Here is a 12,696-nt window from a genome sequence, read left to right as displayed (position 1 = left end):
GCCGACCACCGGCACAGCTGCCCCTCTGGGCGCCGTGTGCGCCCGAACCCCCCACCAGAGGAGTCACGTTGACCTACGGCAAGAAGCTGCGCGAACAGGTCGCCGGGCCGGGGACCACCCCGCTGATCGGTGTCTACGACATGTACTCGGCGTCGATCGCCGCCGAGCACTACGACGGCATGTTCGTCTCCGGATTCGGGTTCGCCGCGTCCTACTACGGGCTGCCGGACATCGGGTTCATCGCCTGGCCGGACATGGTGGCGTTCGTCCAGCGGCTGCGGGGCGCCTTCCCCGCGCACCACCTGCTGGTGGACATCGACGACGGCTACGTCGACCCCGAGGTCGCCTGCCACGTGGTGGAGGGGCTGGAGCGCATCGGCGCCTCCGGGGTCATCCTGGAGGACCAGAAGCGGCCCCGCCGCTGCGGGCACGCCGACGGCAAGCAGGTGCTGCCGCTCGACGAGTACCTCGCCAAGCTGGAGCAGGTGCTGGCCACCCGGCAGGATCTGGTCGTCGTGGCCCGTACCGACGCCACCGACGAGGCCGACATCCTGCACCGGGCCAAGGCGCTCGCGGCCACCGACGCCGACGTGATCCTCGTCGACGGCATCCGCAGCGTGGACTGGATCCGCCGGGTGCGCGAGGTGGTGGGCGGCAAGCCGCTGCTGTTCAACCAGATCGCCGGCGGCAAGTCGCCGCGGCTCTCGCTGAGCGAGCTGTCCGAACTGGGCGTGGACGTCGCGATCTACAGCACCCCGTGCCTGTTCGCCGCGCACGAGGCGATGGACACCGCGCTCGCGGAACTGCGGCGCGCGGACGGCCGGCTGCCCGAGGTGGACGCGGCCAGTGGCGTGGGCGTGCGGGCGGCTACCAGCCTGCTGGAGCGCAACATGGCCCACCGGCGGCCCGAGCGCGCGGGCGCGGGTGTGGGCGCGTGAGCGCCCGCCCGCCCCGGCCGCGCACGGCGGCCGCCCTCGCGGCGGCCCTCGTGGCGGCTTCCGCGCCCGCGGCGGCGGCCGGCAGCTTCATCACGGTCCTCGACAACTCGCACGCCGACTCGATCCTCGAAGTCGACCGCACGGCGAACCTCCAGACCGGCCGCGGCACCGCAGGCAGCGACCACGACGGCAGCGCCGTCGACGTCGTCGAAGCCCTCGTGGGCGCCTCCCGCGCCGGTGAGGAGGACGGCGGCTGACCCCTCCGTCCACCCCCCGCCCTTCCCCTCCCACTCGCACCGGGCGCCGCGCGAACGCGGCGCCCGGTGCGGGCGTCCCGGCCCACCGCGCGGGATCCGGCTCCGCGTACGCCGAACGGCCCCGAGCCGGACTCCACCGCCGGAATACCGCGCGGCGGTGTGGTGCTCTTGAGTTACCGGGGCTCGTGTGCGGCGGTCCGGGCGCGAGCGGAGTGCAGCGAGCGCGCCGAAGGGCTGGTGGGCACATGACGGCGGACCGGACGACCCCCCTCATCAGAACGCCGTACGGGACGGTGCGTGGACGCTGTGAAGACGGGGTGGCCGCCTTCCGCGGCATCCCGTACGCGGCGCCCCCCTTCGGCCCCCGCCGGTTCCGTCCGCCCCAGCCGCCCGAGCCGTGGGACGGCGTGCGGGACGCGGGCGCCTACGGGCCGACCGCGCCGAAGCCGCCGTACTCCGAGGCCTTCTCCCAGTACCTGTCCGATCCGTCCGTGCCCGGCGACGACTGCCTCAACCTCAACGTCTGGACGCCCGACCCGAGCCCCCGCGCCCGGCTGCCCGTCCTGGTGTGGCTGCACGGCGGAGCCCTGACCCGCGGCTCGTCGGCCGTGCCGGTGTACGAGGGCCGTTCCTTCGCCCGGGACGGCGTCGTCCTCGTCTCCGTCAACTACCGGCTGGGCGTGGAGGGCTACGGACTGTTCCCGGACGCACCCGCCAACCCCGGCCTGCGCGACCAGCTCGCCGCGCTGCGCTGGGTCCACGAGGCGATCGGGGCCTTCGGCGGAGACCCCGGCCGGATCACCCTGTGCGGCCAGTCGGCCGGCGCCATCAGCGTCGGCGCCCTGATCGCCGCTCCGCAGGCCCAGGGACTCTTCCGGCGGGCCGTGCTGCAGAGCGGCCCGCCCGAGGCCGCCGACCGCGCCAAGGTACGGCGGATGGTCCGCCGCATGGCGACCCGGCTGAAGGTGCCGGCCACCGCCGAGGCCTTCGCCGCCGTCGACCGCGACCTGCTGCTGCGCACCCAGGCCGAGGTCGGCCGGCTCAGCAGCCCGGTCCTCGGCGGCCCCGCCTTCGGCATCGTCGTCGACGGCGACCTCGTGCCCCGCGACCCGCTGGAGGCGCTGGTGGCCGGGGAGGCCGCCCGCGGCGCCGACCTGCTCATGGGCTGGACCCGTGACGAGTACCGGCTGTGGCTGGTGCCCGGCGGTCTCCTGGAGCGCGTCGACCGGCTCGGCCCGGTCGCCCTGGCCGGCGCCATGGCCCGCTGCCACTGCGGGCACGAGGTGGTTCGCGGTTACCGTTGCCTGCACCCCCGGGCCGGGGCCGCCGAGACCGTCGGCCAGCTGGTCACCGACCACCTGCTGCGCCGCCCCCTGCACCGGCTGGCCGACGCCCGCCCCGGCTCCGCGTACGTGTACGAGTTCGCGTGGCCCTCGCTCCTGCCCGGCCTCGGCTCCTGCCACGCCCTCGAACTCGGCTTCGTCTTCGACACCGGAGACGTGCCGGACGCGCGCCGGCTCGCGGGCGAGGGCGCCCCGCAGGAGCTGGCCGACGCCCTGCACGCCGCCTGGGTCCGCTTCGCCGCCGACGGCGACCCCGGCTGGGAGGCCTGGGAGGCGGCGCACCCGGTCCGCGTCTTCGGCGACGGCCCGCCGCACACCGCGTACGGCCCGCGGGACGCGGAACTCGCCCTGTGGGACACCCCGGCCGCACCGGCCCCTGTGGACACCCCCATGACGCCGGGCGCCCCGGCCCGCCGGTCCGTTCCCGAGCCCACCCCGCTCCCGCGGCCGCCCGCGCCGCCGGGCGGCACCTCCGCGGCCCGGGGCGCGGAACTGCGCAAGGTGATACGGCGCCTGCGCCGCTCCGGCGGAGTGCGGCGCACCTGACCCGTCCGGTCGGCCCGGTCGCCTACTCCGCCGCCAGAACGCGGGCGATCTCCTTGATCGTCGCCGGGCCGACCCGGCAGCAGCCGCCGATCAGGCGGGCACCGCGGGTGCGCCACCGGTCGACCTGGGCCGGGGTGAGGGTGGGACGCCCGGTCCAGGAACGGGACCGGGCGTCCCAGACCTCACCGCTGTTGGGGTAGGCCACGACCGGCTTGCCGGTCACCCGGGCGGCCGTCGCGACGGCCGCCTCCACGTCCCCGGGGGCGCAGCAGTTCACGCCCACCGCGATCACCTCGTCCGCGTCCGCCGCCAGTGCGAACGCCTCCTGCAGCGGCTGTCCGGCCCGGGTGCGCGGACCGTCGGCCGTGTACGACAGCCAGGCCGGCACGCCCAGGCCCCGCACGGCGCGCAGCAGGGCCCTGGCCTCGTCGGTGTCCGGGACCGTCTCCAGGGCGAGCACGTCGGGCCGGGCGGCCGCCAGCACCTCCAGGCGGGGCCGGTGGAAGCGCTCCAGCTCGTCGACGGTGAGCCCGTAACGCCCCCGGTACTCCGAACCGTCCGCGAGCATCGCACCGTAGGGACCGGCCGAGGCCGCCACCCACAGCGGACGCGTGACGCCCTTCGCCCTGGCCCGCCCCACGGCCCGGCGGGCCAGGCCGACGCTGGACGCGATGAGCGCGGCGGCCTCCGCACGGCGAGAGCCGCGCCGCGCCAGCCCCTCGAACGTCGCCTGGTAACTGGCGGTGATCACCACGTCCGCTCCCGCCTCGACGTAGGCCAGGTGCGCCTCGGTGACCGCCTCGGGCCGTTCGGCCAGCAGCCGGGCCGACCACAGTTCGTCCCCGAGGTCGTGACCGGCCGATTCGAGCTGGTTGGACAGGCCGCCGTCGAGCACGACCGGCCCGGCGGCCAGCGCCTGGGCGAGCCGGGGGGAGGCCGCGTCACCTGAGCCGTACGTCATGCCACGACGCTAACCGAGCGGCGGCCGGCCGCGGGCCGTCCCGCCACCGGGCGCCTTCCGCCGTTCGATAGCCTGCCGCAATGGTGGGGATCGGGGAACGGCTCGTACCGGACGGAGCGCGGACGGCGGTCCGGCGCAGGAGGCGGGGGGCGCCGGCACGTTCGCAGGACGCGCGGCCGGCCGGGCCCGTCGGGTCCGCCGCGCCGCGCCGCCGCGCCGCCGCCTGGCTGCCGGTCCTCGCCGTCGTGCTGGCCCTGACCGCGGGGACCGGATGCGACGTCGGGGGCGCGTCCGATCCGGGCTCGGGCCCGGGTGCGTCCGGGGCGGGCCACCGGACCGGGGCCAAGGCGCCGAGCCCGCCCCCGGGACTGCCCGCCGCCTTCACCACCGGCCAGCGGCTGCGCTGGGCACCCTGCCCCGCGCCGTCCCCCGCGCACGGGAAGGGCGGCGGCTGGCAGTGCGCCACGATGAAGGCGCCCCTGGACCACCGGCGGCCCGGCCGCGGCACCATCGACGTCGCCCTGATCCGCAAGCGCGCCACCGGAGCGGACCACGAGCGGATCGGCTCGCTCGTCTTCGACTTCGGCGGCCCCGGCGAGTCGGGCGTCACCGGCCTGCCCGAGTACGCGGACGACTACACCAAGCTGGGCGAGCGCTACGACCTGGTCGGCTTCGACCCGCGCGGCGTCGGCCGGAGCGCCCCCGTGCGCTGCGGCAGGACGGAGTTCGAGAGCGGCGACGCCTGCGAGAAGTACTCCGGCCGGATCCTGCCGTACGTCACCACCTCGCAGACGGCCCGCGACCTGGACCTGCTGCGCTACCTCCTCGGGGACGGGAAGCTGAACTACTTCGGCATCTCCTACGGCACCGAACTCGGCGGCGTCTACGCCCACCTGTTCCCGAAGAACGTGGGCAGAACCGTCCTCGAAGCCCCCGTCGACCCCACGCAGGACCGCCTCCAGGAGGAGCTGAGCCAGGTCAAGGCCGTCCAGAGCGCCTTCGACCGCTTCGCGCGGCACTGCGCGCGGACGTACGACGACTGCCCCACCGGCAGCGCCCCCGAGCAGGCCGACCGGCGCGTCACCGCGCTGCTGGACCGGCTCCGGGACAAGCCCGCCCGCACCGACGGCGGCGAGGAACTGGACGCGGACCTCGCCGCGCACGCCATCTCCAACCACCTGGACCTCGGCGAGGACGGCTGGGAGCCGCTGGTGAAGGCCCTCGACGAGGTCATGCGGCGGGGCACCGGCAACGCGCTGATGCGCGAGGCCTACGACCACGCCCCGGGAGCCCGGGCCAAGCGCCTGACCGGTGCCCGCACCGGCACCGGCATCGACGCCGGCACCAGCACCGGCGCCGAGTCCGGCGCCGGCACCGCGGCGCCGGACGACAACAGCGTGTCCGCCTACGTCGCGATCACCTGCGCCGACTCCTCCAGCCGCCCCGGATTCACCGAGGCCGAGGACATGGTCAAGCGGATCGAGGCGGCCTCGCCCGTCTTCGGCGAAGCCTGGTCCTCGGCCGTCTACCTCTGCTACGACTGGCCGGTCAAGGGCGAGCGGGCCGCCCCCGACGTCCGCGCCTACGGCGCCTCCCCGATCCTCGTCGTCGCGGGTACCGGTGACCCGACGACGCCGTACGCGGGCGGCGAGCGCATGGCGGCCGAGCTGGGCGCGAAGGTCGGCGTCCTGCTGACCGTACGGGCCGAGGGCCACGGAACCTACCCCTACGACGACTGCGCGACCGGGGCCGTCGACACCTACCTCCTCGACGGCACGCCGCCGGCGCGGGGCACGACGTGCTCCTGACCCGGCACCGCACGCCGGGGGCCGCCGAAAACCCGTCCGGCGTGCCCGGCCGCCTGGCAGGATCGCGCGCATGACTTCGAAGATCCGCCATGTGACGATCGACTGCTCCGACGCCTACTGCCTGGGCAGCTTCTGGTCGCGGGTCCTGGACCTGCCGCTGCAGGAGGAGGACCGCCCGGGTGACGAGGAGGCGCTGATCGAGGGCGCGGGGCTGCTCTTCGTCACCGTGCCGGACGCCAAGACGGTCAAGAACCGCGTGCACGTCGACCTCCAGCCGCAGGACCGCACCCGGGACGAGGAGGTCGAACGGCTGCTCGGCCTCGGCGCCACGCTCGTCGACGACCGCCGCCGGCCCGACGGCACCGGCTGGGCGGTGCTCGCGGACCCGGAGGGCAACGAGTTCTGCGTGGAGCGGAGCGCCGCCGAGCGCGCGAACTGAACGGCGCGCGGGAAGCGCGTCCGCCGGATGCCCCGTTCCGCGCGCCCCGCGCCCCCACCGAGCACCGGAACACTTCGGCCGGTACCGAACGGACCGGCCCCTAGCGTGGCCGCATGATCGAAACCACCACCCGCGACACGGCCGCCGCCGCGGTGACCGCCATGGTCGACCACGTGCTGGACCTGGCCGCCACCTGGACCGCCTGGGACGGCACGCCCGCCCACGTCGACGACCGGGTCTACACCCCGCACAAGGCGGTCCGCCGGGTCGCCGACCACATGATCGACCACCTCGCGGAGCTGGAGGCGCGGCTGGCGGGCGAGACCCCGCGGCCCGACCACTGGCACGCCTCAGCGATCACGACCGAGGCCGACCTCGCGCCTTTCACCGCACAGGACCTCGACGAGGCCCGCAGCCGCCTCACCCGGCTGGCCCGGATCTGGGCCAACCGGCTGGACGCGCTCACCGACGAGCAACTCGACCGCTCCCCGGGCGAGGGCTGGAGCTTTCGCGAACTCGCCCGCCACCTGGCCGGGTCCACCTACTACGCGGACGCGGTGGGGGACTTGTCCTGATCCGCCGCGGACCGGCCGAACACCTCCGCGAGCCGGTCCGCGAACGCCTCCGGCCGCTCGACGGCGCCGATGTGCCCGCCGGGGAAGCGGGCGAAGTCCGCGCCCAGCCGCTGGGCGAGGCAGGTGGCCGTGCGGTGCAGCAGCCGGCTGTGCGGGTCGTCGCCCGCGGCCAGCGTGAGCACGGCCGACCCCTCCCGCGTACCGGCACCCGCCTCGGGTGCCGGCAGGGGCGGGACGTACTCGGTGAACGGCACCAGCACGTGGGCGAGGAAGAGGGCCATGGGGGAGGACAGTTCCTCCTGACGGGACAGGGGCCCGCCCTCCGTGGCGGGGCCCGGCTCCCGCTCCGCCAGCAGGGCGGCCAGGCGGGCACCCGCGGCCTGCGGGCCCGCCGCGCGGTAGACGGAGTGCACCTCGCGCATCCCGGTCCGCTGCCGGGCCCCGTCCGGCAGCACCCCCACGCAGGGCGGCTCGTGCGCGACGACGTGCCGCAGCCGCTCCGCGTGCCGGGCCAGCAGGTCGAGCGCCACCACGCCGCCCGCACTGGTGCCCAGCGCGTACGCCGACTCGCCCTCGGGCAGCACCGCGTCGAGGACCCGGCGCGCCCCGTCTGCCCAGTCCTGGACCCGCTGGTCGGCGACGGGCTGCCCGAGGCGCCCGTGGGCGAGGCCGAGCGGGTCGTAGGTGACGACGGTGAAGTGCCGCGCGAGCCGGGCCGTCATCGCCTCCAGTCCCATGGGGTGTCCGGCGCCGCCGGGCAGGACGAGCAGGACGGGGCCGGTGCCCTGGACGTCGTAGTACAGGTCAGTCATGGTGCGGGTGCTCCCGGGGCCAGTGGGTCAGGGCGGTGTGCAGGGCCTCGACGGCCTTGTCCCAGGACGCGTCCACGTCCCGCGCCGCGTTGAAGCCGCCGACCGCCTCCAGCGCGCAGAAGCCGTCGAAGGTGCTGCGCAGCAGCCGGACGGCGTCGGTGAGGTCGGGTTCGTCGAGGCCGTAGGCGCGGAGCATCCCGAAGGTGATCTCGGTGGTGCGCCGCAGGGCGGAGGAGTCGGTGACGAGGGCCGCATCCACGCGCAGCCGGGTGGCGGCGTAGCGGCCGGGGTGCCGGTGCGCGTACTGCCGGTAGGCGCCGGCGAACGCGGCCAGCGCGTCCTTCCCGGCCCGGCCCGCCACTGCGGAGGCGATCGCGTCGATCATCTCCCCGCCGGCCAGCAGGGCGAGCCGGGTGCGCAGGTCCTGGACGCTCCTGACGTGCGAGTACAGACTCGCGTCCCGGACGCCGAAGCGCCGGGCCAGCGCGGAGAGGCTGACACCGTCGAGCCCCGCCTCGTCGGCGAGTTCGGCCGCCGCAGCGACGATGCGGTCCGCGGTGAGTCCGGCTCGGGCCATGCGGTCCCCGTCCCCTCGTTCCCTGGAGACTCCGGTCCTGGAGGCTCCAGTTTCCTAGAGGCTCTAGGATGGCTCCTGGAGAGGGCAGGAATCAAGGGGTGGCGGGCGGCGACGCGGTCGTCAGCGGGCGAGCAGGTCCCCGACGAAGGCGTTGGTGAACTTCCCGGCGGGGTCCAGCTCGCGCGCCAGCGCGCGGAAGTCGTCCAGCCGCGGATAGCGGCCGCGCAGCACGACGGCCGGGACGGTGAACACCTTGCCCCAGTGCGGTCGCGGGCCGAAGGGCTCCAGCGCCTCCTCCAGGCGCCGCACGGCCGGCAGCACCGCCGCGGTGTCCTCGACCCAGGTGAAGTGCAGGGCCACCGTGTCCCGTCCGTGGCTCGGGCTCAGCCACTGCTCGTCGGCGGCGACGGTGCGCACCTCGCAGATCTGGAGCACGGGGGAGAGCGCCCGCCGGATCGCGTCGACGGCGTGCAGGGCCGCCAGGGCGTCGCCGCGCGGCAGCAGGTACTCCGACTGGAGTTCGGCGCCGCTGCTCGGCGTGAACTCCGCCCGGAAGTGCGGCAGCCGCTCGTGCCAGGGCCCCGGCGCGCCGAACTGCTCGGTGCAGTTCTCCGCGGGCATGCCCGGCACCGGATGGAGCGCCACCTTGGCGGGCACGGCCCACGGGAAGCCGGGCAACGGCTGGTCGGTGCGCCGCTTGAGCCACACCTGCCGGAAACCCGCGTCCCGCCAGTCGGTGAACAGGCTGACGCTGTACGCGGCCCCGGCCACGGTCTCGAAGTCGAGCCCGTCCAGCGGGAGTTCGGTGAACAGGTGCTGCTCCACCTCGAAGGCCGGCTCCAGGTCGAGCGTGAGCGCGGTGACGACGCCGAGCGCACCGAGGGAGGTCACGGCCCCGCCGAAGCGGGCGTCGGCCCGGCCGATCCGCACGGTGGAGCCGTCCGCGGTGACCAGTTCGACCTCGCGCACGGCCGCGGCGAGCGGCCCGTTGGTCACTCCCGAGCCGTGGGTGCCGGTCGCCACCGACCCGGCCACCGAGATGTGCGGCAGCGAGGCCATGTTGGGCAGCGCCAGCCCGTGCGCGTGCACCTGTCGGGCCAGTTCCGCGTACCGCACGCCGCCACCGACCCGGACGGTACGGGCCGCCGTGTCCACCTCCACCTCGGCCGGCAGGGCCGCCGACGAGAGCAGGACGCCGCCGGCGCCCGGGTCGGCGATCGTGTTGAAGGAGTGCCCGCTGCCCAGGGCGCGCACCTTCGCGCTCCGGGCGACGAGCGCCCGCAGGGCGTCGGCCGACTCCGGCCGGCACACCTGGGCGGCCGTGTAGGTGATGTTGCCCGCCCAGTTGGTCACGGCGTCGGTCGCGGCGCCGGTCCTGGCCTTGGTCATCGTGTCGTCCCTCCCGCGGTCGAGGCCCGACCGGAGCGGGGGCCTGTCCGGTGCCGACGGTGCCACGGTATTTGTCAATTGACAATACTAATTAGCCCGGGGGTGCAGGTCGGCCGGGTGCCCGGCCGATGGGCTCCCGGTGGGCCCGGGTGGGCCCTGGCGGGCTCCCGTGGGCCCTCTCGGCCGGTGGGCCTCGTCAGGGGGGACCCGGCACACTCCGCCCCGGCGCGGGGGCATACCGTGAGGAGTCGTACGTACGAGCCAGGAGGAGAGACGGGATGGGCAGCCGTACCGCGCTGGTCGAGGATCTGATGGACCGCTTCCCGCACGTGCCGAGGGAAGCGGTCTTCAAGGAGGACCTGCTGCGAGGCGGTGTGGCCTTCGACCCCTCCGCTCTCAGCGACAACGAGGGCGGGGAGGTGAAACCCAAGTCGTACTTCATCTTCTCCTTCGACCACGGCACGCTCCCGGAGCTGGGCGAGGCCGCGCTGCGCCGCCCGCCCGAGGAGATCATCCTCACGGGGGGACCGTACGACCTGAGGCGCACCGTCGTCTCCGTACGGGTGAATCCCGCCTCGCCCTACCGGGTCGCCGCCGACGGCGACGGCCTGCTCGGGCTCTACCTCGACGGCAAGCGGATCGCCGACGTCGGCGTGCCGCCCATGCCGGAGTACTACCGGCACACCCTCGCCAACGGGAAGTCCGTGATGGAGGTGGCGCCCACCATCCAGTGGGGCTACCTGATCTACCTCACCGTCTTCCGGGTCTGCCAGTACTTCGGCGCCAAGGAGGAGTGCCAGTACTGCGACATCAACCACAACTGGCGCCAGCACAAGGCGGCCGGCCGGCCCTACACCGGCGTCAAGGACGTCGAGGAGGTGCTGGAGGCGCTGGAGATCATCGACCGGTACGACACCCAGAAGGCGTCCACCGCCTACACCCTCACCGGCGGCGCGATCACGTCGAAGGTGGCGGGCCGCGACGAGGCCGACTTCTACGGCCACTACGCCAAGGCCATCGAGGAGCGCTTCCCGGGCCGCTGGATCGGCAAGGTCGTCGCGCAGGCGCTGCCCAAGGACGACGTGCAGCGGTTCAAGGACTACGGCGTGCAGATCTACCACCCCAACTTCGAGGTGTGGGACCGCCGCCTGTTCGAGCTGTACTGCCCCGGCAAGGAGCGCTACGTCGGCCGGGACGAGTGGCACAAGCGCATCCTCGACTCCGCCGACATCTTCGGCGCGCGCAACGTGATCCCGAACTTCGTGGCGGGCGTCGAGATGGCCGAGCCGTTCGGCTTCACCACCGTCGACGAGGCCATCGCCTCCACCACCGAGGGCCTGCGCTTCTTCATGTCGCACGGCATCACGCCCCGCTTCACCACCTGGTGCCCCGAGCCCACCACCCCGCTCGGCAAGGCCAACCCGCAGGGCGCGCCGCTGGAGTACCACATCCGGCTCCTGGAGGCCTACCGCGCCACCATGGACGACTTCGGTCTCTCCTCGCCCCCCGGCTACGGCCCGCCCGGACCCGGCCGCGCCGTCTTCTCGGTCAGCTCGTTCATGGACAGCCTGCCCGCGCGGGAGGAGGCCGGCGAAGGAGTCTGAGCGGGGCCGGGGCGCTGGAGGTGCCGGGGGTCAGGCGGGACCTGGGCCAGGTGGTGCCGGGGGTCAGGCGGGACCTGGGTCAGGTGACGCCGGGGCCCGAGCGCGGCCTCGGTGAGATGGCGCCGGGGGTCGGCCGGACCTCGGTCAGGTGGCGCTGGGGGTCCGAGCGGGGCCTCGATCGGGTGGCGCTGTCTGCGCGGGGCCTGGGTCAGCCGGTGCCCGGTGACTCTGAAACGGGAGGCGGCTGCGGTCCGTACCACACCGCGGGCCGAAGCCGCGCCGCGCGTCACGGCGCGCGGTTGCGCGCCTTGTCAGTCGTGCCGGGAACGTGAAAAGCTCGCGCTTCGCCGCGAACCGCCCCAACTCCGCTCCGCCCCGGGCCGGTTGCCCCTCCTCCGTGCACGCAGGAGTCCCATGCCCGACCAGCCGAGCCCCCAGGACGCCGCCGAGACCGTGCTGCCGGCCGAGTACTGGGACGCGGTGCTCTCCTACGCCGACCTGTGCACCGCGGGTTCCCCGGCGGCCGGGGAACTGGCCAGGGAGGCGTTCGCGCTCGGCCTGCGCGAGGTGCGCGCCGCGGGCGCCGGCGCGGCCCGGGGCCGCCGTACGCCCCGGCTGCCCGCGCTGCCGCTGATGCTGACCGCGGTGCGCACCACCGCCGCGGCCTGGGAGGCCGCCGGGCTCGGTGACCGGCTCGACCCCGACCTGCGGCTCTGGCTCAACTCCCCGCAGGCGGCCCGCTATCCGGGCCCGCCGCTCCAGCGCCCGCCGGCACTGCGCGCGCTGCGCGACCTCCAGGAGGCGGACGCGGCCCTGCTGTGGCTGGCCGAGGTCGAGGCGCTGCCACTGGTCGTCGTGGCCCGCAGGCTCGGGCTCGACCCGGCCACGGTGTCGGAGGAACTGGAGCAGGTACGCGCCCTGTTCCGGGACCGGTGCCGGCGCAACCGCCTGGACACGCCGATGGACACGGAGTGCCGGGGCTACGTCCGGCTGCTGGACGCGGTCACCCGTTCGGAGCCGCCCGTGCAGACCCCCGAGGACCTCTCCCGGCACCTCGCCACCTGCGTGCCGTGCGCGCAGGCCGCCGCCTGCCTGCGCCCGCACGCGGGCACCCTGCCCGCCGCGCTGGCCGGTGGCGTGCTCGGCTGGGGCGGCCTCGCCTACCTGGAGCGCCGCCGCCGGGCCGCCGAGGTGCGCGTCGGCGCGCGCAGGCCCGCGGCCGGCCCCGGGCGGCGCGAGCCCGCGGAAGAGGGCGCCGGGCGGGCACGGCTCGTGCGCGGCGGCCTGCTCGTCACCGCGGTCGCGCTCTCGGTGCTGGCCCTGACCGTGTCGCTGATGCCGTTCGGTGGTGAGGGAGGCGACGCCGGGCACGGCGACGCGGACCGGCAGGCGGTCGCCGACTCCTCGATCGGCCCGTCACCGGCCGGCGGGGCCCCGGCCCCCGGCC

Annotated in this window: 12 protein-coding genes; 8 read left to right on the top strand and 4 right to left on the bottom strand. The window is 75.3% G+C overall.

Annotated features, from left to right (window positions below):
* The first annotated feature begins 68 nt into the window (after window positions 1-68).
* The 3 genes from ACFC02_RS21870 to ACFC02_RS21860 all read left to right on the top strand — a co-directional run bounded on the left by ACFC02_RS21870 (window position 69) and on the right by ACFC02_RS21860 (window position 3,084).
* On the top strand, window positions 69-938 hold the full coding sequence (locus ACFC02_RS21870) for an oxaloacetate decarboxylase (protein ID WP_376359712.1): 870 nt from the start codon (window positions 69-71) through the stop codon (window positions 936-938).
* Window positions 935-1,195, top strand: a complete 261-nt coding sequence (locus ACFC02_RS21865; protein ID WP_376359709.1) for a hypothetical protein — start codon at window positions 935-937, stop codon at window positions 1,193-1,195. Before ACFC02_RS21870 ends, ACFC02_RS21865 begins: the two co-directional genes overlap by 4 nt.
* A gap of 245 nt (window positions 1,196-1,440) precedes the next feature.
* Window positions 1,441-3,084, top strand: a complete 1,644-nt coding sequence (locus ACFC02_RS21860; protein ID WP_376359706.1) for a carboxylesterase/lipase family protein — start codon at window positions 1,441-1,443, stop codon at window positions 3,082-3,084.
* Window positions 3,085-3,106: 22 nt separating this feature from the next.
* Here the strand turns inward: ACFC02_RS21860 and mmuM are convergent, their stop codons facing one another.
* A complete protein-coding gene (gene mmuM, locus ACFC02_RS21855) occupies window positions 3,107-4,045 on the bottom strand; it encodes a homocysteine S-methyltransferase (RefSeq protein ID WP_376359703.1) in 939 nt (312 codons plus the stop codon).
* An 80-nt stretch (window positions 4,046-4,125) separates the two neighbouring features.
* Between mmuM and ACFC02_RS21850 the strand changes: the two genes are divergently transcribed.
* From ACFC02_RS21850 to ACFC02_RS21840, 3 genes are all read left to right on the top strand, one after another.
* Entirely contained in the window at window positions 4,126-5,853 is a 1,728-nt protein-coding gene (locus tag ACFC02_RS21850; RefSeq protein WP_376359700.1) for an alpha/beta hydrolase, read from the top strand.
* A 70-nt stretch (window positions 5,854-5,923) separates the two neighbouring features.
* Window positions 5,924-6,292, top strand: coding sequence for a VOC family protein (locus tag ACFC02_RS21845; protein ID WP_376359697.1), 369 nt, complete (start codon window positions 5,924-5,926; stop codon window positions 6,290-6,292).
* A 113-nt stretch (window positions 6,293-6,405) separates the two neighbouring features.
* Window positions 6,406-6,867 carry a hypothetical protein gene (locus ACFC02_RS21840; RefSeq protein ID WP_376359695.1) on the top strand — a complete coding sequence of 154 codons (462 nt, stop codon included), beginning with the start codon at window positions 6,406-6,408 and terminating at the stop codon, window positions 6,865-6,867.
* Here ACFC02_RS21840 and ACFC02_RS21835 read toward each other — a convergent pair.
* The 3 genes from ACFC02_RS21835 to ACFC02_RS21825 all read right to left on the bottom strand — a co-directional run bounded on the left by ACFC02_RS21835 (window position 6,837) and on the right by ACFC02_RS21825 (window position 9,645).
* Entirely contained in the window at window positions 6,837-7,679 is an 843-nt protein-coding gene (locus ACFC02_RS21835; RefSeq protein ID WP_376359692.1) for an alpha/beta fold hydrolase, read from the bottom strand. The two genes, ACFC02_RS21840 and ACFC02_RS21835, sit on opposite strands and share 31 nt — an antisense overlap.
* Window positions 7,672-8,256 carry a TetR/AcrR family transcriptional regulator gene (locus ACFC02_RS21830; protein ID WP_376359689.1) on the bottom strand — a complete coding sequence of 195 codons (585 nt, stop codon included), beginning with the start codon at window positions 8,254-8,256 and terminating at the stop codon, window positions 7,672-7,674. The genes ACFC02_RS21835 and ACFC02_RS21830 overlap by 8 nt, the downstream gene beginning before the upstream one ends.
* Before the next feature lie 120 nt (window positions 8,257-8,376).
* A complete protein-coding gene (locus tag ACFC02_RS21825; RefSeq protein ID WP_376359686.1) occupies window positions 8,377-9,645 on the bottom strand; it encodes an FAD-binding protein in 1,269 nt (422 codons plus the stop codon).
* Window positions 9,646-9,923: 278 nt separating this feature from the next.
* Between ACFC02_RS21825 and ACFC02_RS21820 the strand changes: the two genes are divergently transcribed.
* On the top strand, window positions 9,924-11,249 hold the full coding sequence (locus ACFC02_RS21820; RefSeq protein WP_376359683.1) for a radical SAM protein: 1,326 nt from the start codon (window positions 9,924-9,926) through the stop codon (window positions 11,247-11,249).
* 414 nt (window positions 11,250-11,663) lie between these two features.
* On the top strand, window positions 11,664-12,696 hold a 1,033-nt coding region (locus tag ACFC02_RS21815; RefSeq protein ID WP_376359680.1), incomplete at its 3' end, for a cellulose-binding protein.

Origin of the sequence: Streptomyces sp. NPDC056160, from assembly GCF_042268205.1 — a bacterium.
Lineage (GTDB): Bacteria > Actinomycetota > Actinomycetes > Streptomycetales > Streptomycetaceae > Streptomyces.
This window is presented reverse-complemented; position numbering and strand designations above follow the sequence as displayed.

What these genes read in the sequence shown, in the direction of transcription:
- ACFC02_RS21835 (WP_376359692.1), bottom strand. Translation starts at nt 7,679, where the DNA reads ATGACTGACCTGTACTACGACGTCCAGGGCACCGGCCCCGTCCTGCTC.
- mmuM (WP_376359703.1), bottom strand. Translation starts at nt 4,045, where the DNA reads ATGACGTACGGCTCAGGTGACGCGGCCTCCCCCCGGCTCGCCCAGGCG.
- ACFC02_RS21825 (WP_376359686.1), bottom strand. Translation starts at nt 9,645, where the DNA reads ATGACCAAGGCCAGGACCGGCGCCGCGACCGACGCCGTGACCAACTGG.
- ACFC02_RS21840 (WP_376359695.1), top strand. Translation starts at nt 6,406, where the DNA reads ATGATCGAAACCACCACCCGCGACACGGCCGCCGCCGCGGTGACCGCC.
- ACFC02_RS21845 (WP_376359697.1), top strand. Translation starts at nt 5,924, where the DNA reads ATGACTTCGAAGATCCGCCATGTGACGATCGACTGCTCCGACGCCTAC.
- ACFC02_RS21820 (WP_376359683.1), top strand. Translation starts at nt 9,924, where the DNA reads ATGGGCAGCCGTACCGCGCTGGTCGAGGATCTGATGGACCGCTTCCCG.
- ACFC02_RS21850 (WP_376359700.1), top strand. Translation starts at nt 4,126, where the DNA reads ATGGTGGGGATCGGGGAACGGCTCGTACCGGACGGAGCGCGGACGGCG.
- ACFC02_RS21830 (WP_376359689.1), bottom strand. Translation starts at nt 8,256, where the DNA reads ATGGCCCGAGCCGGACTCACCGCGGACCGCATCGTCGCTGCGGCGGCC.
- ACFC02_RS21860 (WP_376359706.1), top strand. Translation starts at nt 1,441, where the DNA reads ATGACGGCGGACCGGACGACCCCCCTCATCAGAACGCCGTACGGGACG.